An 18,981-nucleotide genomic window follows, 5' to 3' on the forward strand; every position below is an offset into this window, starting at 1 on the left:
GTACGACGCCCGGCGGCGCGCCGTCGCTGTTACAGCCCGGCGTCGCGCAGGGCGTCGGCGAGCGGGGTGGTGGGCCGGCCGATCAGGCGCGACAGCGTGCCACTGCGGTCCTCCAGGTCGCCGGCGGCGATGCCGACGTCGGAGCCGGCGAGCAGCTGCGCGAACGGCGCGGGGACGCCGGCGGACTCCAGCGCGGCGGCGTACTCCTCGGCCGGCAGGTCGGTGTAGGCGATCTCCTGACCGGTCGCGGCGCCCAGGGCGGCGGCGTACTCGGCCATCGTGAACGCGTCGTCGCCGGCGAGCTCGTAGACCGCGCCCGCGTGCTCGCCCTCGGCGAGGACGACCGCGGCGGCCTCGGCGAAGTCGCGCCGGGTCGCGGCGCTGATCCGGCCCTCGCCCGCCGCGCCGAGGACCTGGCCGGACGCGAGCGCGGCGGCGGTGTTCTCGGTGTAGTTCTCGGTGTACCAGCCGTTGCGGAGCAGGGTGAACGGCACGCCGCTCTGCTTCAGCGCGTCCTCGGTGGCGAGGTGGTCGGCGGCGAGGCCGAGGCTGCTGGTGTCCGCGCGGAGCACGCTGGTGTAGGCGAGCAGCGCGACGTCCGCGCGGGCCGCGGCGTCGATGACGTTGCGGTGGTGCTCCAGGCGCGCGCCGACCGCGTTGGAGGAGACCAGCAGCACCCGGTCGACGCCGGCGAGGGCGGCGTCGAGGGAGGCGGGGTCGCCGTAGTCCGCGCGGCGGGTCTGCACGCCCCGCTCGGCCAGGTCGGCGATCGCGGTGAGGTCGCGGGCGGTCGCGACGATCTCGCTGGCCGGGACGCCGCGGTCGAGGAGCGCGAGGACGGTGAGGCGGCCGAGGTGGCCGGAGGTGCCGGTGACGAGCACGGTCATGAGGATGCCTTTCGGAGAGGGTGTCACCCGCCCCAACGAGCCGCCCCGGCCAATGCTTCCCGTGAGTTAGTACCCACTTTGAAGTAAGGTACTGGCATGGCAGTAAGCACCTCCGGCCCCCTCACGTCCGTCTTCCCCGACCAGGCGTTCACCCGCGACTGCCCGACGCGGGTCGTGCTCGACCACGTGATGAGCAAGTGGGCGCCGCTGGTGCTGGCCGCGCTCTCCGACGGCGAGCCGCTGCGCTGGAGCGAGCTGCGGCGCCGGGCCGAGGGGGTCAGCGAGAAGATGCTCGCCCAGACCCTGCGCGCCCTCGAGCAGGACGGCCTCGTCCGGCGCGACGCGCGGCCGGTCGTGCCCCCGCACGTGGAGTACTCGCTCACGCCGCTCGGGCAGGGACTCGTCGAGCGGCTCGTGCCCCTGATGGCGTGGATCGCCGAGCACGCCGAGGAGATGCTCGCCCGGAGTGACGACCGGAGTGACGACCAGCACGCGTGACGTGGGTCGCCGTCTCGTGCACGTGGGTGTGCGTTCGCCTAACGTTGCCCAGGTGCTCGCCTTGACCGCTGCCGCGACCCACGCCGGGGGACCCGCGTGAGGCTCACCGTCGTCGGCTGCTCGGGGTCCTATCCCGGGCCGGACTCGCCCGCGAGCTGCTACCTGCTCGAGGCCGAGCACGACGACGGCACCGGTCTCCGCACCTGGCGGGTGCTGCTCGACCTGGGCAGCGGCGCCCTCGGCGCCCTGCACCGGTACGTCGACCCGCTGAGCATCGACGCGGTCCTGCTGAGCCACCTGCACGCCGACCACTGCCTGGACCTGGCGGGCTACTACGTGCTCCGCAAGTACCACCCCTCCGGTGCGCAGCCCCGGATCCCGGTCTGGGGTCCGGTCGGCACCGCGGACCGGCTGGCCCGCGCCTACGACCTGCCGCTCGACCCGGGCATGAACGACGAGTTCGACTTCCGCGAGTGGGTCGGCCCGATCGAGGTCGGCCCGTTCTCCGTGCTGCCGGTCGCGGTCGACCACCCGGTGCCGGCGTACGCCCTGCGGGTCTCCGTCGACGGCGTCGTCGTCGGCTACAGCGGCGACACCGGGCCGTGCCCCGAGCTGGACGAGGTCGCCGCCGGGGCGGACCTGATGCTCGCCGAGGCGTCGTTCCGGGTGGGCGCCGACAACCCGCCCCACCTGCACCTCACCGGCGCCGAGTGCGGCCAGCTCGCGACCCGGGCGGGGGTACGCCGGCTGGTGCTCACCCACGTCCCGCCGTGGCACGACGCCCAGGACGCGCTCGACGAGGCCCGCCCGGAGTACGCCGGCCCGCTGGAGCTCGCGCGTGCCGGCGCGACGTACGAGCTGCACGCGATCGGTGGGCAGGTCTGAGTCGCACGCCAAGTGAGGCTAGCCTTACCCGTCGTGCCTGAACTGAGTGTCGTGCCCCGGTCGGCGGCCGCGCTCTACCGCCGCACCCTGAAGCGCCAGCGTGGCCGGGTGCTGCGCTGCGTCGGCCTGCTCGCGATCTGGCAGGTCTGCGAGGCGCTCGTGCCGGTCCTGATCGGCCAGGTCGTCGACGACGCCGTGGCGACGGGGGACGGCAGCCGACTGCTGTGGTGGTTCGCCGGCTTCGCCCTGCTGTTCCTGGTGCTCTCGTCGGGCTACCGCTACGGCTCGCGCGCCGGCTTCGCGGCCGTGCAGCACGAGAGCCACCTGCTGCGGGGCGAGATCGTGCGCCGGGTCCTCGACCCGCGCGGCACCACGAAGCGGCGGCTGCCGGGGGAGACCCTCTCGGTCGCGACCTCGGACGCCGACCTCGCCGCCGAGACGATCCGGATGGCCGGGTACGCCGTCGCCGCGGTCGGGTCGATCGCGGTGGCCGCGGTCTACCTGCTCAACGTGGACCCGCTGGTCGGGCTGACGGTGCTGCTCGGCGTACCCCTCGTGCTCGGGGTGGTGCAGCTGCTCGCGCCGCGGATGTCGCGGCACGCCGGGGAGCAGCAGGGCCGGATCGCCCGGGCCAGCGGCCTGGCGGCCGACCTGGTCGCCGGCCTGCGGGTGCTCAAGGGCGTCGGCGGGGAGGCCGCGGCCGCCCGGACGTACGTCGACGCCAGCGAGCGCGCGGTCGGCGCGGGCATCCTGGCGGCCCGCTCCACCGGCATGATGAACGGCACCACGACGGCACTCAGCGGGGTCTTCCTCGCGGCGGTCACGCTGCTCGCGGGGCACCGCGCGCTGGACGGCGACATCACGGTCGGCCAGTTCATCGCCGTCGTCGGCCTGGCGCAGTTCCTCGCCGAGCCGCTCCGCACGCTCGGCGAGGTCGCCGCGCACACCGCCACCTGCTGGGCATCGGGCAAGCGCGTCGTCGAGATGCTCGCCGAGCCGTACGCCGTCGCGGACGCCGGCGCTCCCGCCGTCGCTCCCGGCGCGCTCGAGATCCCCGGGCTGCTGCGCGCCGAGCCCGGGGAGCTGGTCGGCGTGGTCCTGGAGGACCCGGCCGAGGGCGACCGGCTGCTCGACGAGCTCGCGGGGGTGCTGCCCGCTCCGGGCGTGCGGGTCGGCTGCGTCGAGCTCGACGACGTCACGCTCGACGCCCGGCGCGCGCACGTGCTCGTGGTGCGTCACCACGTCGACGTCTTCGAGGGCACCCTGCGGTCCAACGTCCGCACGCACGAGGAGCCGGACTGGCCGGGCGTCCTCGCCGCCTCCGCGCTCGACGACGTCGTCGCCCTCGACCCCGACGGGCTGGACCGGGCCGTCGCGGCCGGCGGTACGTCGCTCTCCGGCGGTCAGCGGCAGCGGCTCGCCCTCGCCCGCGCGCTCGCCGCGCGGCCGCCCGTCCTGGTCCTCCAGGACCCCACCACCGCGGTCGACGCGGTCACCGAGCACGACATCGCCGCCGGGCTGCGCGCCGCGCTGCCGGTCGACGGCATCGCGGTCGTGCTGACCAGCAGTCCCGCGCTGCTCGCCGCCGCGGACCGGGTCGTGCACGTCGCGACCGACGGGTCCAGCCGCACCGGCACGCACGCCGAGCTGCTGACCGAGCAGGCGTCGTACCGGACGGCGGTGCTGCGATGACCACCCGGCCCCGCGACCTGCTCCCCGTCGCGACCGCGCGCGAGTCGGCGGTCCACCTGCTGCGGCTGATGCTGCGCCGACCGGTGCTGCTCGGCAGCGCGGTCGTCGCGTTCCTCGCGGCGTCGGCGACCGGCCTGCTGGCGCCGTACGTCCTCGGGCGGCTGGTCGACCGGCTCCTCGACGGCGGCGCCGGCACGGGCGAGGCGTTGACGAATGCGTTCTGGCTGATCGCCGGCGCGGCCGTGCTGGGCGGGCTGCTGTCGGCGGTCTCGGTCGAGCTGCTGTCGCGGGCGGTCGAGCCGGCGCTGGCCACGCTGCGCCAGGAGGTGCTGGCGCGGGCGCTGACCCTCGACGCGGCGCGGGTCGAGGCCTCCGGCTCCGGCGACCTGCTCGCCCGGGTCGGCGACGACGCCCGGGTGGTCGCACGCGCGGTCAGTCAGTTCGTGCCGCTGGTCCTGGCCTCGCTCACCACCATCCTGCTGACGTCCGTCGGCCTGTTCACCCTGGACTGGCGGCTCGGCCTGGCCGGCCTCGTGACGGTGCCGTTCTACGTGCATGCGCTGCGCTGGTACCTGCCGCGCTCGGCGCCGTACTACGCCCGCGAGCGGGTCGCGACGGGGGAGCGCGCGCAGGCGCTGGTGAGCGCGCTGCGGGGGCTGCCCACGCTGCGCTCGTTCCGCATCGAGGAGCCGGCCGCCGCCGAGGTCGACGCGCGCTCGGCCGACACGCTGCGGATCTCGCTCGACGTGTTCCACCTCTACGGCCGCTTCGGCGGGCGCACGAACCGCACGGAGTGCATCGGCCTCGTCGTGATCCTCGGCGTCGGCTTCCTCGCCGTCGACAGCGGCGCGGTCAGCGTCGGCCAGGTCACCACGGCGGCGCTGTTCTTCCATCGGCTCTTCAACCCGATCGGCGTGCTGCTGTTCCTCTTCGACGACCTGCAGGTCACCGCCGCGTCGCTGACCCGGCTGGTCGGCGTCGCCGCGCTGCCCGCCCCGTCGTACGACGACCCGGCGGAGCCGGCCGCGGGGCGGCTGGTGCTCCGCGGGATCGGCCACCACTACCAGCCGGGGCGCCCGGTGCTGGACGGCGTTGACCTGGTGGTGGAACCCGGTCAGCGGGTGGCCCTGGTCGGTGCGAGCGGGGCCGGCAAGACCACCCTCGCGGCGATCGCGGCCGGGGTGCTCGCGCCCACGGCCGGCTCGGTGCGGCTGGGACCGGTCGACCTCGGCACCCTCGACCCGGCGCTGCTGCGCCGGCAGGTGGGCCTGGTCAGCCAGGAGGTCCACGTCTTCGCCGGCACCGTGCGCGAGAACCTGCTGCTCGCCGCCGTCGAGCCCGCCGCCCTCGTCGACGAGGCCCTGACCGAGGCGCTGGCCGCGGTGTCCGCCAGCGGCTGGGTCGCGGCCCTGCCCGACGGGCTGGACACCGTCCTCGGCGAGGACGGGCACGCGCTCACCCCCGCGCAGGCCCAGCAGCTGGCCCTCGCCCGGGTGCTGCTGGTCGACCCCGCGGTCGTCGTACTCGACGAGGCGACGGCGGAGGCCGGCTCGCTCGGCGCCCGCGAGCTCGACACCGCCGCCGACGCCGTCACCCGCGGCCGGGCCGCCCTCGTCGTCGCCCACCGGCTCAGCCAGGCCCACCGCTCCGACCTGATCCTGGTCCTCGACCACGGCCGGGTCGTCGAGGCGGGCACGCACGACGACCTCGTCGCCGCCGGCGGCCGGTACGCCGACCTGTGGGCGGCCTGGGAGAGCCCGGTCGGGTAGTCCCTGGGGGTATCTCGTCGGGGTAGTCCGTCACACCAGGGGGAGTTCCCAGCGGCTGGACCCCCGCCGTGTGACGGACTACCCCAGCGCAAGCGCCTCAGGCCAGCCCGGCCTCGTGCACGCAGATCGCGATCTGGACCCGGTTGGTCACGGCCAGCTTGTCGAAGAGCCGGGAGACGTGCGCCTTGACGGTCGGCACCGACAGGTGCAGCTCGCGCGCGATCTCGGCGTTGCTGAGCCCGCGACCGACGGCGAAGGCGACCTCGCGCTCGCGGTCGGTGAGCAGGCCCAGCCGGACCGTGGCGGCGGCGGCGCGCTCGCCGTCCGGCCCGGTGCGCAGCCGGTCGATGAGGGTGCGGGTGACCGAGGGGGAGAGCATCGGGTCGCCGCCCGCGACCTTGCGGATCGCGTCGAGGATCTGTCCGGGCGGGGTGTCCTTGAGCAGGAACCCGTCCGCGCCCGCCCCGAGCGCCTCCACCACGTGGTCGTCGGCGTCGAAGGTCGTCAGCACGATCACGTGAGGCGGGTCGGGGCGGCGATGCAGCTCGCGGGTCGCGGTCAGCCCGTCGAGGACCGGCATCCGGATGTCCATCAGGACCACGTCGGGTCGCAGCGACGCCGCGAGGGCGAGCCCGTCGCGGCCGTTCGGGGCCTCGCCGACGACCTCGACGTCGGACGGGCCGCCGAGCATCAGGCCGAGGGCGGATCGGACGAGCGGGTCGTCGTCGACGACCAGGACGCGGATGCTCACGTCGCCCACGGTATCCAGGCGTGCAGGACGAACATCGACCCGTCGCGCCCGTGGGTCAGGTGGCCGCCGCGCAGCTCGGCCCGCTCCGCGAGCCCCACGAGGCCCAGCCCCGACCCGGGCGTCCGGCTCGGGCCGAAGCCCACGGGATTGCGCAGCATGACGTCCACCCCGTCCTCCGGACTGCCGCTCACGCGGATCGCCAGCAGCGCTCCCGGGGCGTGCTTGCGCGCGTTGGTGATGCCCTCCTGGACGATCCGGTAGAGCGTCCGCCCGACGACGGCCGGCATCGGATCGGTGTCCGGGACCAGGTCGTCGTACTCCAGCCGCAGGCCGGCCGAGCGCGCCTCGTCGACGAGGGCCGCGAGGTCGTCGTACGTCGGCTGCGGGGCGCTGGTGAGCTCGCCGGTCTCGTGGTCGCGCAGCACGCCGAGGACGCCGCGCAGGTCGGTGAGCGCCTCGTGCGCGGTCGCCTGGATGACGCCCGCGCTGGTCCGCATCTCCTCGGCGGTGAGGTCCTCGCGGAAGCCCAGCGCGCCGGCGTGCATCGAGATCTGCGAGATCCGGTGGGCCAGCACGTCGTGCATCTCCCGGGCGATCCGGGCGCGCTCGTTGTCGCGGGCGTGGGTGGCGCGCAGCTCCTGCTCGGCCTCGGCCCGCTCGGCCCGGTTGCGCAGCGTCCAGAGCAGCTCCCGGCGGGAGCCGAGGTACATGCCCCAGGCGGTGACCGCCGCGATGAACACGAGGTTGGTGGACCCGGTCAGCCACCACGGCTCGTCGGTCTCGGGCGGATTGACGACCGCGAAGAGCTGGGCGGAGGCGAAGGCGAGCGCGGCGAGCGGGATCACCTGCTTCCAGCGGCGACCCGTGGCCAGCGAGACCAGCGCCAGGGACGACGGGCCGGCTGCCGTCGAGGAGACGGTCGCCAGCAGGTTCGTCGTGACCGCCACCCCGAGCGGCCACCGGCGCCGGAAGAACACGACGACGTACGACACCAGGCCGAGCGCGAGGTCGACGACGAAGAGCAGCTCGGACTGCTGGTCGACGACGGTCACCCAGATCAGGGCGCTGATCCCGAGCATGACCAGGAGCCGCCAGAGGTGTCCCCAGGCCGACAGCTGCGGCTGGTACTCCTCGGGGGTCGGGCGGTCCACGCAGCCAGGCTAGGGGCGCCGTACGCCGGGCACAGGCGTCGGGGGTCGCCGTACGCCCCCTTCCTAGGTAGGGGGTCCGCATCGCCGCGCGTCCGATGCGTGGGAGAGCCACGGTCGGGCAGGGTGGGGTCATGATCAACGTCGAAGGACTCACCAGAACGTACGGCGCGTTCACCGCCGTCGACGACGTGAGCTTCGTCTGCCAACCCGGAAGGGTCACCGGATTCCTCGGACCCAACGGCGCGGGCAAGACGACGACCATGCGCGTCATGGTCGGGCTCACGCCGCCCTCACGGGGCCGCGTCACCATCGGTGGCCACCTCTACCGAGACATCCCCAACCCCGGACGTCACGTCGGGGTGCTGCTCGACGCCTCCGCCCAGCACGTCGGCCGGACCGGCCGCGAGATCCTCACCATCGGCGCGGAGACCATGGGTCTGCCGAAGTCGCGGGTCGACGAGATGCTCGCGCTGGTCTCGCTCACCGGCGGGGAGGCCGATCGCCGGCTGCGCAACTACAGCCTCGGCATGAAGCAGCGCCTCGGCATCGCCCACGCGCTGCTCGGCGACCCGTCGGTGCTGATCCTCGACGAGCCCGCCAACGGCCTCGACCCCGCCGGCATCCGCTGGATGCGCGGCCTGCTCAAGGGGTACGCCGAGCGCGGCGGCACCGTCCTGCTCTCCAGCCACCTGCTGCACGAGGTCGAGCAGATCGCCGACGAGATGATCCTCATCGGGCGCGGCAAGATCGTCGCCCAGGGCGACAAGAAGTCGCTGCTGGCCGGGGGTGCCGAGAAGGCGCTGGTCACGGCGCTCGACAACGCACAGCTGAGCTCGGCCCTCCAGGCCAAGGGCTTCGCCGTGTCGGCCGCCGGCGAGGGTCTCAGCGTCGAGGCCGCTCCCGTCGACGTCGGGCGGGTCGCCGCCGAGCACCAGATCGTCTTGACCGACCTCCGCTCGGGTGGTGCCGGCCTGGAGGACCTGTTCCTCCAGCTCACCGCCGACACGCAGCGCGAGGGCCACCCCGAGGCCGCCACCCAGCAGCCCGCCCAGGCAGGAGGCCCGGCATGAGCGCCACCGTCCCCACCCTCGACATCTCGGGGACCAGCCAGGTCCCCCTCGGCCGACTCGTCAAGGTCGAGACCCGCAAGGCCCTCGACACCCGCGCCGGTTTCTGGTTCGCGGTCTCGATCGTCGGCCTGGTCCTCGTCGTCGAGATCATCTTCGCCCTCGCCGTGGACCAGCGCGACCGGACCTTCGAGAACCACCTCGGCATCGCCGGCGCCGTGCTCGGCTACTTCCTGCCGATCCTCATCATCATGCTGGTGACGAGCGAGGCCAGCCAGCGCAACGGGCTGGTGACCTTCACCCTCGAGCCCCGTCGCCCGCGGGTGGTGCTGGCGAAGTTCCTGGCCGGGCTGGTCCTCGCGGTCGTCGTCATGGTGCTGTCGGCGGCGATGGCCGTGATCGCCATGCTGGTCGGCCGTGGCGACGACTGGAGCGTCGACGGCAACCTGATCTTCAACGGCTTCATCCTCTCCGCCTTCGTGGCGGTGCTGATCGGGTTCGCCATCGCGACGCTGCTGATGAACACCCCGGCCGCGATCGTCGGCTACTTCGCCTACACGCTGATCCTGCCGACCGCGGTGGGCATCCTGTCCGCCCTCAGCGACTGGTTCGAGGACCTGGCGCCGTGGATCGAGTTCAACACCGCCCAGACGCCGCTCTTCACGGGCGACTACACGCCGACCGGCGAGGAGTGGGCGCAGATCGCCACGAGCGGCTTCATCTGGCTCGTGATCCCGCTGGCCCTCGGCATCCGGCGACTGCTCCGGATCGAGTTCAAGTAGCGCTCGGACCCGGATCGACCCGCACGACCCACCCCGTGGCGGCAGGCACGCACCGTGCCTGCCGCCACGGTGGCGTCGGAGGTGTCGGACGCGACCACTAGCCTCGTCCGCATGACACGTGCCGACGGTCGCGCCGACGACGAGCTCCGCTCCATCAAGATCACCCGCAACTGGCTCGACCACGCCGCCGGCTCGGTCCTCGTCGAGTTCGGCCGCACCCGCGTCCTGTGCGCCGCGTCCGCCTCCGAGGGCGTGCCGCGCTGGCGCAAGGGCTCGGGCCTGGGCTGGGTGACGGCCGAGTACGCCATGCTCCCCGCCGCCACGAACACCCGCTCCGACCGCGAGTCGGTGAAGGGGCGGATCGGTGGCCGCACCCACGAGATCAGCCGGCTGATCGGCCGCTCGCTGCGCGCCGTCGTCGACTACCAGGCCCTCGGTGAGAACACCATCCAGCTCGACTGCGACGTGCTCCAGGCCGACGGCGGCACCCGCACGGCGGCCATCACGGGCGCGTACGTCGCCCTCGCCGACGCCGTCGCCCACCTGCGCTCGACCGGCGCGCTGAAGGGCGAGCCGCTGACCGGATCGGTCGCCGCCGTCAGCGTCGGCATCATCGACGGCACGCCCCGGCTCGACCTGCCCTACGAGGAGGACGTGCGCGCCGAGACCGACATGAACATCGTGATGACCGGCGAGGGCAAGTTCATCGAGGTGCAGGGCACGGCCGAGGGCGCCGCGTTCGACCGCAGCGAGCTCGACGCCCTGCTCGCCCTGGGCGAGAAGGGCTGCGCCGACCTGACCCGGCTCCAGCGTGCGGCGCTGGGCGGCTCGGTGGTCGAGTAGTGAGCGCCAGCGAACGTATCGAGACCCGGATCCACCTCGCGTCGCGCAACGCCAAGAAGCTCCGCGAGATGGAGCGGATCCTCGCCGAGCACCTGCCCGGCGCGCGCGTCGTCGGCCTCGACGACGTCCCGGCGTACGACGAGCCGGTGGAGGACGAGCCGACCTTCGAGGGCAACGCGCTGCTGAAGGCGCGCGCCGGGTTCGCGGCGACCGGGCTGCCCTCGGTCGCGGACGACAGCGGGCTCTGCGTCGACGCCCTCAACGGGATGCCGGGCGTGCTGTCGGCGCGCTGGTCGGGGCCGCCGAAGGACGACGACCGCAACAACCGGCTGCTGCTCGACCAGCTGGCCGACGTGCCCGACGAGCGCCGCGGCGCCCACTTCGTCTGCGCGGTGGCGTTCGTGCACGCCGGCGGCGAGCTCGTCGTGCACGGGCGGATGGACGGCACCGTCATCCGTGAGGTGCGGGGGAGCGGCGGCTTCGGCTACGACGTGCTGTTCGTCGCCGATGACCGTCCCGGCGTGACGACCGCGGAGCTGTCCGTCGCGGACAAGGACGCCGTCTCGCACCGGGGCAAGGCGCTCAGGGAGCTCGCACCTCTGCTGGCGCAGCAGCTCGGATCCGCCGGCTGATCAGGGCGCCCCAGGCGGCGGCGAAGACGAACATGAACACGGAGTAGACCGCCGCCGGAACGGAGATCTCGGTGCTGTCGAGGACCTCGACGGCCACGTAGATCGCGAGGGTGCCGTTGTGCACGCCGATCTCCATCGACGACGCGATGGCCTGCTCCTCACGGATGCCGGCCGCGCGCGGGACGACGTACCCGATGACGAGGCTGGCGGCGCAGAAGAGCGCGGCGGCCAGCCCGACGTCGGCGAGGTAGTCGCCGACGTTCTCGCGCTGGTCGAGCAGGATGCCGAGGACCAGGACGGCCAGGATGATCGCGGACCCGGTGCGGACCGGCCGGTCCATCCGGTCGGCGAACGCGGAGCGCCGGGCCTTCACCAGCATGCCGAGGGCGACCGGCACCAGCACCACGGCGAACACCTCGACGACCTTGGCGAACTGCAGGTCGACGCTGTCGCCCTGGTCGTAGTGGGCGATCGCGAGGTTGGTGATGACCGGCAGCGAGACGATCGCGATCACCGAGTTGATCGCGGTCAGCGTGACGTTGAGCGCGACGTCGCCGCGGAAGAGATGGCTGAACAGGTTGGCGCTGGTGCCACCGGGGGAGGCGGCGAGCAGCATCATGCCGATCGCCAGCAGCGGCGGCAGGTCGAGCAGCTTGACCAGCCCGAAGCAGAGTGCCGGCAGGAGCAGCAGCTGGCAGGCCAGCGCGACCGCCACGGCCTTCGGATGCCGCCCCACCCGCCGGAAGTCGTCGGGGGTCAGCGAGAGCCCGAGTCCGAACATGATGATGCCGAGGGCCAGCGGCAGCCCGACCGTGGTGAGCGCGGAGTCCATGGCGGGACCGTAGTGGATCAGGCGTGACCGGCGTCACAGGAACATGCCGACCGCTACCTTCTCCGGGTGAACCGACACTTCCTCCTCCGTCGTACCTTCGCGCGCGCGGCCCTGCGCCTCACCGGATGGAAGACGGTCGGCACCGTGCCCAGCAAGGGCATCCTGGTCGGCGCCCCGCACACCTCGAACTGGGACTGGGTGCTCACGATGCTCCTGGCCTGGGACAACAGTGTGCAGATCCGGCTGCTGGTCAAGGACTCGTTCTTCAAGGGGCCGCTGGCCCCGGTCATGCGCGCCACCGGCGCCGTCGAGCTGGACCGGGCCAACCCGGGCGCCACGATCCGCACCCTGCTCGCCGAGTCCGAGACCGACGAGGCGTTCCTGCTCGGGATCGCGGCCGAGGGCACCCGGAGCAAGGGGGAGTACTGGAAGTCCGGCTTCTACCGGATCTCCCAGCAGACCGGCATCCCGATCACCCTCGCCTTCCTCGACGCCCCGTCGAAGACCGTCGGCTGGGGGCCGACCTTCTCGCCCACCGGCGACGTCGTCGCCGACATGGACCGGATCCGGGAGTTCTACGCCGACAAGACCGGCTTCAAGCCCAAGGGGACGACGCCCCCGCGGCTGCGCGAGGAGGGTCGCGCCGCAGGCTGAGCCGCGACGCCGTGCCGGAGGGGGGACTTGAACCCCCACGCCCGAAGGCACAGCATCCTAAGTGCTGCGTGTCTGCCGATTCCACCACTCCGGCTGGTTGGACCCGCGAAGTCTAGATGGCGAGCCGACGCTGCCGAGTCCTAGCCCGTTGCACGCCTCCGGTCGTTTCCGCCTGTGTCACCGGCGCTCTCGGAGGTCGGGCGACGGTGCCCTTCGGCCCGCTCGAGCGGCCGAGTGTCCCCTGGGGCGGTCGCGGAGTATCGCCCGCGGCTTCGACCGCTGAAGTTGTCGGTCTGCGAGTGGCAGTTCGGACACAGGAACCGCAGGTTCTCGGCTTCGTTGTTCTCGAAGTCGCCGTCGATGTGGTCGACGTGAAGTCGGAGAGGACGAGAACGCCAGGTCCCGTCGTTGGCACATCCTTCGCAGACGTAGGGTCGACCGATCTCCGCCAGTGCTCGTCGTAGTAGTGGTGGCTTGGTCCGCTTGCCGCTGCTTTCGGTGCGGATGAGGATCTGGGTAGCCGTGAGACGCACGCGCGCCGCTCCCCGCTGGCTGCGGACGAAGTGGCTGGTGTCGATCTCGAACCGTTTGATCATCCGGCTGATATGCGCGTGCGTCCCGCCAGCCTGGATGAGCCCGAGGTGCCGGAGCACGCCGGCGACCGACGTGGACTGGGCGACCGCATCGGCGAGGAGCTCAGGTGTGTACTTGCGCCACGTTCCCATGGGGGCAGCCTGATCACCGTCACCGACAGTCAGGCCCCGCCGTCCACAGGCCCGCAGATCGCACGGGGTGGCGCGTGGACACCGCCGACGCATCACCCTCCGGAGTCTTGGTACGGCGAGCCCCGCGGCCTAGGGTCAGGAGGGTGTCAACGGCGACGCAGGTGACGGACAAGTCCGAGCTCCTCGAGCGGGCGGCTGCGCTCGCGCGGTCCGGGACGGGGACGGGCGGCCCGCCCCACGAGCGGGTGGGCGAGCTGTTGCGGGCGTACTTCCGCCACGTCGCCGCGGAGGACCTCACGGACCGCACCGACGTCGACGTGTACGGCGCGTTCGCGTCGCACTACCGGCTGGCGGGCCGGCGGCCGCAGGGCACGGCGCAGGTCCGGGTGCTCACACCGACCCTGGGCGAGCAGGGCTGGTCGGCGAACGGTCACTCCGTGGTCGAGGTCGTCGTGGACGACATGCCGTTCCTGGTCGACTCGCTCACGATGGAGCTCTCGCGCCAGCTGCGCGAGGTGCACGTCGTGGTGCACCCGCACTTCGACGTCGAGCGCGACATCACCGGCGAGCTGCAGGCGGTGCACGTCATCGACGACGGGGCGCTCGACCCGCACGAGGGCACGGTCCGCGAGTCCTGGATGCACGTCGAGATCGGCCGGGTGTCCGAGGGCGAGGACCTCGAGGCCGTGGTCGACCAGATCCACCAGGTGCTGCGCGACGTGCGCGAGGCGACCGAGGACTGGGGCCGCACCCGCGGCCGGATGCTCGAGATCGTCGAGGAGCTCGGGGAGGCCGGACCCGAGGGGATCGACTCCGAGGAGGTGCGTCAGGCGCGCGAGCTGCTGACCTGGCTGGCCGACGACCACTTCACGTTTCTGGGCTACCGCGAGTACCAGCTCACCGACGACGACCGCCTCCTGGGCATCCCGGGCACCGGCCTCGGGATCCTGCGCAACGACCCCGACCTGACCGCGAGCACCCGGCTGCCCGACAAGGTGCGCGACAAGGCTCGCGAGCCGCGGCTGCTCGTGCTGGCCAAGGCCAACTCCCGCGCGACGGTCCACCGGCCGGCGTACCTCGACTACGTCGGCGTGAAGACCTTCGACGAGACCGGCCAGGTCACCGGGGAGCGGCGCTTCCTCGGGCTGCTGTCGAGCACGGCGTACGCCGAGTCGCTCACCCGCATCCCCCTGCTCCGCGAGCGCGCGGCCGAGGTCCTGCGCCGCAGCGGCTACAACCCGCGCAGCTACGCCGGCCGGGCGCTGATGGACACCCTGGAGAGCTATCCGCGCGACGAGCTGTTCCACACCCCGGTGGAGGAGCTCGCGCCGATGGCCGAGACCGCGATGCACGCCCGGGAACGCCGGGCGGTGCGCGCGATCATCCGGCGCGACGTCTACGGGCGGTACGTCTCGGTGCTCGTCTACCTGCCGCGCGACCGCTACAACACCGGCGTCCGCGAGAAGTTCTCCCGGATCCTGCAGGACCGGCTCGGCGCGGAGTCGGTCGAGTTCACCGTCCGGATCAACGAGTCGACGACCGCCCGGGTCCACTTCGTCGTCCACCTGCCCCAGGGCGCCGAGCTGCCCGACATCGACACCGCCGACCTCGAGCGCCGGCTCACCGAGGCCTCCCGCTCGTGGCACGACGACTTCCTGGCCGCCGTGATCGCGGAGTACGGCGAGGCGGCCGGCTCCGTCCTCGGGCGGCGGTACGTCGACGCCTGGCCCGAGGCCTACAAGGAGGACTTCTCGGCGCGGACCGCGTCGGTCGACCTCGGGCGGATCGAGGGCCTGCGTGGCGAAGAGGGCATCGACCTCTCGCTCTACCAGCCGCTGGACGCCGGTCGGGGCGAGGCCCGGCTGAAGGTCTACCGGGTCGGCGAGCCGCTGTCACTGTCGGCGGTGCTCCCGATGCTCTCGTCGATGGGCGTGGAGGTCGTCGACGAGCGGCCCTACGAGCTGGCCCGTCCCGAGGGGGAGCCGCGCTCGTTCGTCTACGAGTTCGGGCTGCGGTCCGGTGAGCACCTCCGCCCCGAGGCGCGCGAGCTGTTCCAGGACGCGCTGCGCGCGGTGTGGGACGGCTTCAACGAGACCGACGGCTTCAACGCCCTGGTGCTCGGCGCCGGGCTCACCTGGCGGCAGGCGACCGTGCTGCGCGCCTATGCGAAGTACATGCGCCAGGGTGGCTCGCCGTTCGCCCTGGACTCGATCGAGGGCGCGCTGGGCGCCAACGTCGACATCACCCGGCTGCTGGTGCGGCTCTTCGAGGCCCGCTTCGACCCGACGGTGCCGGACCGGGAGGCCGCCGAGGACGACCTGGTCGCGCGGATCGGCGCCGCGCTCGACGACGTCGCCAGCCTCGACCACGACCGGATCCTGCGCTCGTACCTGACCCAGGTGCGGGCCACCCTGCGCACGAACTACTTCCAGCGGGCCGACGGCCGGCCGAAGCCGTACATCAGCCTCAAGCTGGAGCCGTCGGCGATCCCGGACCTGCCCCACCCGCGGCCGAAGTTCGAGATCTTCGTCTACAGCCCGCGGGTCGAGGGCGTGCACCTGCGTTTCGGCTCGGTCGCGCGCGGGGGACTGCGCTGGTCCGACCGGCGCGACGACTTCCGCACCGAGGTGCTCGGCCTGGTCAAGGCGCAGATGGTGAAGAACACCGTGATCGTGCCGGTCGGGGCGAAGGGCGGCTTCTACGCCAAGAACCTGCCCGACCCGTCGGTGGACCGGGACGCGTGGCTCGCCGAGGGCGTGGCCTGCTACCGCACCTTCATCTGCGGGCTGCTCGACATCACCGACAACCTGGTCGAGGGCGAGACGGTGCCGCCGGCGGACGTCGTACGCCACGACGGCGACGACTCCTACCTCGTCGTCGCCGCCGACAAGGGCACGGCGACCTTCTCCGACATCGCCAACGGCGTCGCCACCGACTACGGCTTCTGGCTGGGCGACGCGTTCGCCAGCGGTGGCTCGGTCGGCTACGACCACAAGGCCATGGGCATCACCGCCCGGGGCGCGTGGGTCTCGGTGCAGCGGCACTTCCGCGAGCGCGGCGTCGACTGCCAGAGCGAGGACTTCACCGCGGTCGGCATCGGCGACATGTCCGGCGACGTCTTCGGCAACGGGATGCTCTGCTCCGAGCACACCCGGCTGGTGGCCGCGTTCGACCACCGCGACATCTTCCTGGACCCCGCGCCCGACGCGGCGACGTCGTACGCCGAGCGGAAGCGGCTCTTCGAGCTGCCCCGGTCGAGCTGGCAGGACTACGACACGACGCTGATCTCCGAGGGCGGCGGCGTCTACCCCCGCTCGGCCAAGAAGGTCCGGATCACCCCCCAGGTCCGCGCGGCTCTCGGGATCGCCGACGGGGTCGAGTCGATGACGCCGGCCGAGCTGATGCGGGCGATCCTCACCGCCCCCGTGGACCTGCTGTGGAACGGCGGCATCGGCACCTACGTCAAGGGCGCAGCCGAGACCCACGCCGACGCGGGCGACAAGGCCAACGACCCGATCCGGGTCGACGGCGGCGAGCTGCGCGCGGCCTGCGTGGGGGAGGGCGGCAACCTCGGCTTCACCCAGGCGGGCCGGATCGAGTACGCACTCCAGGGAGGTGGGGGAGCGGGCGGCCGGATCAACACCGACTTCATCGACAACTCGGCCGGGGTCGACACCTCCGACCACGAGGTCAACCTGAAGATCCTGCTCGACCGGGTGGTCCGCGACGGCGACCTGACGACCAAGCAGCGCAACGCCCTGCTGGCGGAGATGACCGACGAGATCGCCCACCTGGTGCTGGCCGACAACTACGAGCAGAACCTCGCGATCGCCAACTCGCTCAGCCACGCGCCGTCGCTGCTGCACGTGCACGAGGAGATGATGCGCAAGCTGGAGGCCGACGGCGTCCTGGACCGCGAGATCGAGGGACTGCCGCCCAGCAAGGAGGTACGCCGGCGCCTCGACCGCGGCGAGGGGCTCACGGCGCCCGAGCTGGCGGTGCTGCTGGCCTGGACCAAGATCGTGCTGGCCGACGAGCTGCTGGCCTCCGACCTCCCGGACGACCCGTACCTCGACCTGGACCTCCGGGCCTACTTCCCGAAGGCGGTCCGCGAGGGCTTCGCGACCCAGGTCGCGGCGCACCCCCTGCGCCGCGAGATCATCGTGACCCAGGTCGTCAACGACCTCGTCAACGGTGCCGGGATGACCTTCTGGCCGCGGCTGGGTGGCGAGACCGGGGCGGACGCCGCCGAGCTGACCCGCGCCAACTTCGTCGCCCGCGAGATCTTCGGCTCGCTGCCGCTGCGCCAGGAGCTCGCGAGTCAGGACAACGCGCTCGAGGCCGGGGTCCAGACCCGGATGCGCCTGGAGATGCGGACGCTGGTCGAGCGGGCGTCGCGCTGGCTGGTCACCAACCGGCGGCCCCCGATGGACAGCCAGGCCACCGTCGACCAGTTCCGAGGACTGGTGCAGGTGGGGATGGTCGAGCTGCCCGACCTGATCACCGGCCGGGAGCTCGACGCCTTCCTGGCGCGGCGCGACCGGCTGGTCGAGCAGGGCGTCCCGGAGGAGCTCGCCACCCGGGTCGCGGTGCTGCCGCCGGCGTACATGCTGCTCGGCATCGTCGAGAACGCCCAGCGCGCGGACCTCGATCCGCGCGACGTCGCGCGGGTCCACTTCGCGCTGGGGGAGCGGCTCGGCCTGCCGGCGCTGGTGCAGCGGATCCTCGCGCTGCCGCGCGCGGACCGCTGGCAGACGATGGCGCGGGCGGCGCTGCGCGACGACCTGCACGCCGTGCACTCCCAGCTCACCGCCCAGGTGCTGCGGACCACCCCGGACGACGAGCCGGCGCCGGGCCGGATCGCGAGCTGGGAGGACGGCGACGCGGTGACGGTCGCGCGGGCCGCCGCGACGCTCGACGAGATCTGTGCCGACGACCAGGCCGACCTGGCCCGGATGTCGGTGGGGCTGCGCGTCGTACGGGGGCTGCTCTCGAGCTGACCCCAGGCCCGATCGGGCTACAGACGGAGGACCGGAAGGGTGCCTAGCATCGCCGGGATTCTCGGCCTGACACCCGGATTGGCGACACCCTGTGACCTCGCGGCTCCTCCATCTCCTCACCGCTCTGGCTCTCGCACTCGTGGGGATGGTCGGCTTCTCGACGGTCGCCGCGGCGCCCGTGCAGGCCAAGGACCTCAACTGCTCCGACTTCCCGAACCAGGCGGCGGCGCAGAAGAACCTCGACGACAACCCGGGCGACCCCAACGGCCTCGACCACGACAACGACGGGATCGCCTGCGAGTCGAACCCCTGCCCCTGCGCGGGTCCGGGCGACCAGGACGCGCCCGACCCGCAGCCCGGCAAGCCGAAGCCCAAGCCGAAGCCGAAGCCCAAGCCCGTGATCAAGGTCGTCAAGGTGGTCAGCGGGGAGCTGGTCCGGGTGCGTGAGGGCAAGCGCCCGGCCACGACGCTGCACCTGCTCGGGGCGTCGGTGCCCGACGGCGACCGATGCCGCGCGAAGGCTGCGAAGAAGGACCTGCGCGGCTGGATCAAGCGGGGCATGGTCGTGAAGGTGCACCGCGACACGCGCGCACCCAACCGGGACTCCGACGGCTACCCGCTCCGGCACCTGGTGCGGGTCAAGGGGAACTACGACGTCGGCGGCAGCCAGGTCGCCAGCGGCTTCGCGGACGCCGAGGACCGGATCGACTACGCCGACAAGAAGCGCTACCTCCGCTGGGAGAAGAAGGCGGTCGCCGCCGGCGAGGGCTACCACGGCAGCTGTCCCTGACCGGCCACCAGTAGGGTCGCTGC

16 protein-coding genes and 1 tRNA gene are annotated in these 18,981 nt (G+C 72.9%); 11 read left to right on the forward strand and 6 right to left on the reverse strand.

Annotated elements, in window-relative coordinates; translation table 11 throughout:
- Positions 1–29: 29 nt before the first annotated feature.
- A complete protein-coding gene (locus VMF51_RS21955) occupies positions 30–887 on the reverse strand; it encodes an SDR family oxidoreductase (RefSeq protein ID WP_325476610.1) in 858 nt (285 codons plus the stop codon).
- 96 nt (positions 888–983) lie between these two features.
- On the opposite strand from VMF51_RS21955, the gene VMF51_RS21960 reads away from it, so the two are divergent.
- From VMF51_RS21960 to VMF51_RS21975, 4 genes are all read left to right on the forward strand, one after another.
- Positions 984–1,385 carry a helix-turn-helix domain-containing protein gene (locus VMF51_RS21960; RefSeq protein WP_325476611.1) on the forward strand — a complete coding sequence of 134 codons (402 nt, stop codon included), beginning with the start codon at positions 984–986 and terminating at the stop codon, positions 1,383–1,385.
- 96 nt (positions 1,386–1,481) lie between these two features.
- Entirely contained in the window at positions 1,482–2,270 is a 789-nt protein-coding gene (locus VMF51_RS21965) for an MBL fold metallo-hydrolase (RefSeq protein WP_325476612.1), read from the forward strand.
- Between the two features lie 33 nt (positions 2,271–2,303).
- Positions 2,304–3,962 carry an ABC transporter ATP-binding protein gene (locus VMF51_RS21970; RefSeq protein WP_325476613.1) on the forward strand — a complete coding sequence of 553 codons (1,659 nt, stop codon included), beginning with the start codon at positions 2,304–2,306 and terminating at the stop codon, positions 3,960–3,962.
- Positions 3,959–5,731 (forward strand): ABC transporter ATP-binding protein, encoded by a 1,773-nt coding sequence (locus VMF51_RS21975; RefSeq protein ID WP_325476614.1) that lies wholly within the window; start codon positions 3,959–3,961, stop codon positions 5,729–5,731. Before VMF51_RS21970 ends, VMF51_RS21975 begins: the two co-directional genes overlap by 4 nt.
- A 97-nt stretch (positions 5,732–5,828) precedes the next feature.
- On the opposite strand, the gene VMF51_RS21980 is transcribed toward VMF51_RS21975, so the two are convergent.
- On the reverse strand, positions 5,829–6,482 hold the full coding sequence (locus VMF51_RS21980) for a response regulator transcription factor (RefSeq protein ID WP_325476615.1): 654 nt from the start codon (positions 6,480–6,482) through the stop codon (positions 5,829–5,831).
- The gene (locus VMF51_RS21985; protein ID WP_325476616.1) at positions 6,479–7,633 is read right to left on the reverse strand and encodes a sensor histidine kinase; all 1,155 of its coding nucleotides are present in this window, start codon (positions 7,631–7,633) and stop codon (positions 6,479–6,481) included. The genes VMF51_RS21980 and VMF51_RS21985 overlap by 4 nt, the downstream gene beginning before the upstream one ends.
- A gap of 131 nt (positions 7,634–7,764) precedes the next feature.
- Between VMF51_RS21985 and VMF51_RS21990 the strand changes: the two genes are divergently transcribed.
- The 4 genes from VMF51_RS21990 (at position 7,765) to VMF51_RS22005 (ending at position 10,957) form a co-directional block, all read left to right on the forward strand.
- Positions 7,765–8,703: an ABC transporter ATP-binding protein gene (locus tag VMF51_RS21990; protein ID WP_325476617.1), complete on the forward strand. Its 939-nt coding sequence runs from the start codon at positions 7,765–7,767 to the stop codon at positions 8,701–8,703.
- Entirely contained in the window at positions 8,700–9,482 is a 783-nt protein-coding gene (locus VMF51_RS21995) for an ABC transporter permease (protein WP_325476618.1), read from the forward strand. The genes VMF51_RS21990 and VMF51_RS21995 overlap by 4 nt, the downstream gene beginning before the upstream one ends.
- Positions 9,483–9,593: 111 nt before the next feature.
- Positions 9,594–10,325 (forward strand): ribonuclease PH, encoded by a 732-nt coding sequence (rph, locus tag VMF51_RS22000; protein ID WP_325476619.1) that lies wholly within the window; start codon positions 9,594–9,596, stop codon positions 10,323–10,325.
- A gap of 68 nt (positions 10,326–10,393) precedes the next feature.
- The gene (locus tag VMF51_RS22005) at positions 10,394–10,957 is read left to right on the forward strand and encodes a non-canonical purine NTP pyrophosphatase (protein WP_325476705.1); all 564 of its coding nucleotides are present in this window, start codon (positions 10,394–10,396) and stop codon (positions 10,955–10,957) included.
- On the opposite strand, the gene VMF51_RS22010 is transcribed toward VMF51_RS22005, so the two are convergent.
- Positions 10,908–11,789: a bile acid:sodium symporter family protein gene (locus VMF51_RS22010; RefSeq protein ID WP_325476620.1), complete on the reverse strand. Its 882-nt coding sequence runs from the start codon at positions 11,787–11,789 to the stop codon at positions 10,908–10,910. The two genes, VMF51_RS22005 and VMF51_RS22010, sit on opposite strands and share 50 nt — an antisense overlap.
- 66 nt (positions 11,790–11,855) lie before the next feature.
- Here VMF51_RS22010 and VMF51_RS22015 point away from each other — a divergent pair, with 66 nt between their 5' ends.
- Positions 11,856–12,443, forward strand: coding sequence for a lysophospholipid acyltransferase family protein (locus tag VMF51_RS22015; protein ID WP_325476621.1), 588 nt, complete (start codon positions 11,856–11,858; stop codon positions 12,441–12,443).
- A gap of 12 nt (positions 12,444–12,455) precedes the next feature.
- On the opposite strand, the gene VMF51_RS22020 is transcribed toward VMF51_RS22015, so the two are convergent.
- Both VMF51_RS22020 and VMF51_RS22025 read right to left on the reverse strand, forming a co-directional pair.
- Positions 12,456–12,537, reverse strand: a tRNA-Leu gene (locus tag VMF51_RS22020).
- A gap of 46 nt (positions 12,538–12,583) precedes the next feature.
- Positions 12,584–13,168 carry an HNH endonuclease gene (locus tag VMF51_RS22025; RefSeq protein WP_325476622.1) on the reverse strand — a complete coding sequence of 195 codons (585 nt, stop codon included), beginning with the start codon at positions 13,166–13,168 and terminating at the stop codon, positions 12,584–12,586.
- Positions 13,169–13,311: 143 nt separating this feature from the next.
- Between VMF51_RS22025 and VMF51_RS22030 the strand changes: the two genes are divergently transcribed.
- Both VMF51_RS22030 and VMF51_RS22035 read left to right on the forward strand, forming a co-directional pair.
- Entirely contained in the window at positions 13,312–18,168 is a 4,857-nt protein-coding gene (locus VMF51_RS22030; RefSeq protein WP_325476623.1) for an NAD-glutamate dehydrogenase, read from the forward strand.
- A gap of 91 nt (positions 18,169–18,259) precedes the next feature.
- On the forward strand, positions 18,260–18,958 hold the full coding sequence (locus VMF51_RS22035; protein ID WP_325476624.1) for an excalibur calcium-binding domain-containing protein: 699 nt from the start codon (positions 18,260–18,262) through the stop codon (positions 18,956–18,958).
- Positions 18,959–18,981 lie beyond the last annotated feature (23 nt).

Source organism: Nocardioides sp. (genome assembly GCF_035503875.1).
Taxonomy (GTDB): Bacteria; Actinomycetota; Actinomycetes; order Propionibacteriales; family Nocardioidaceae; genus Nocardioides.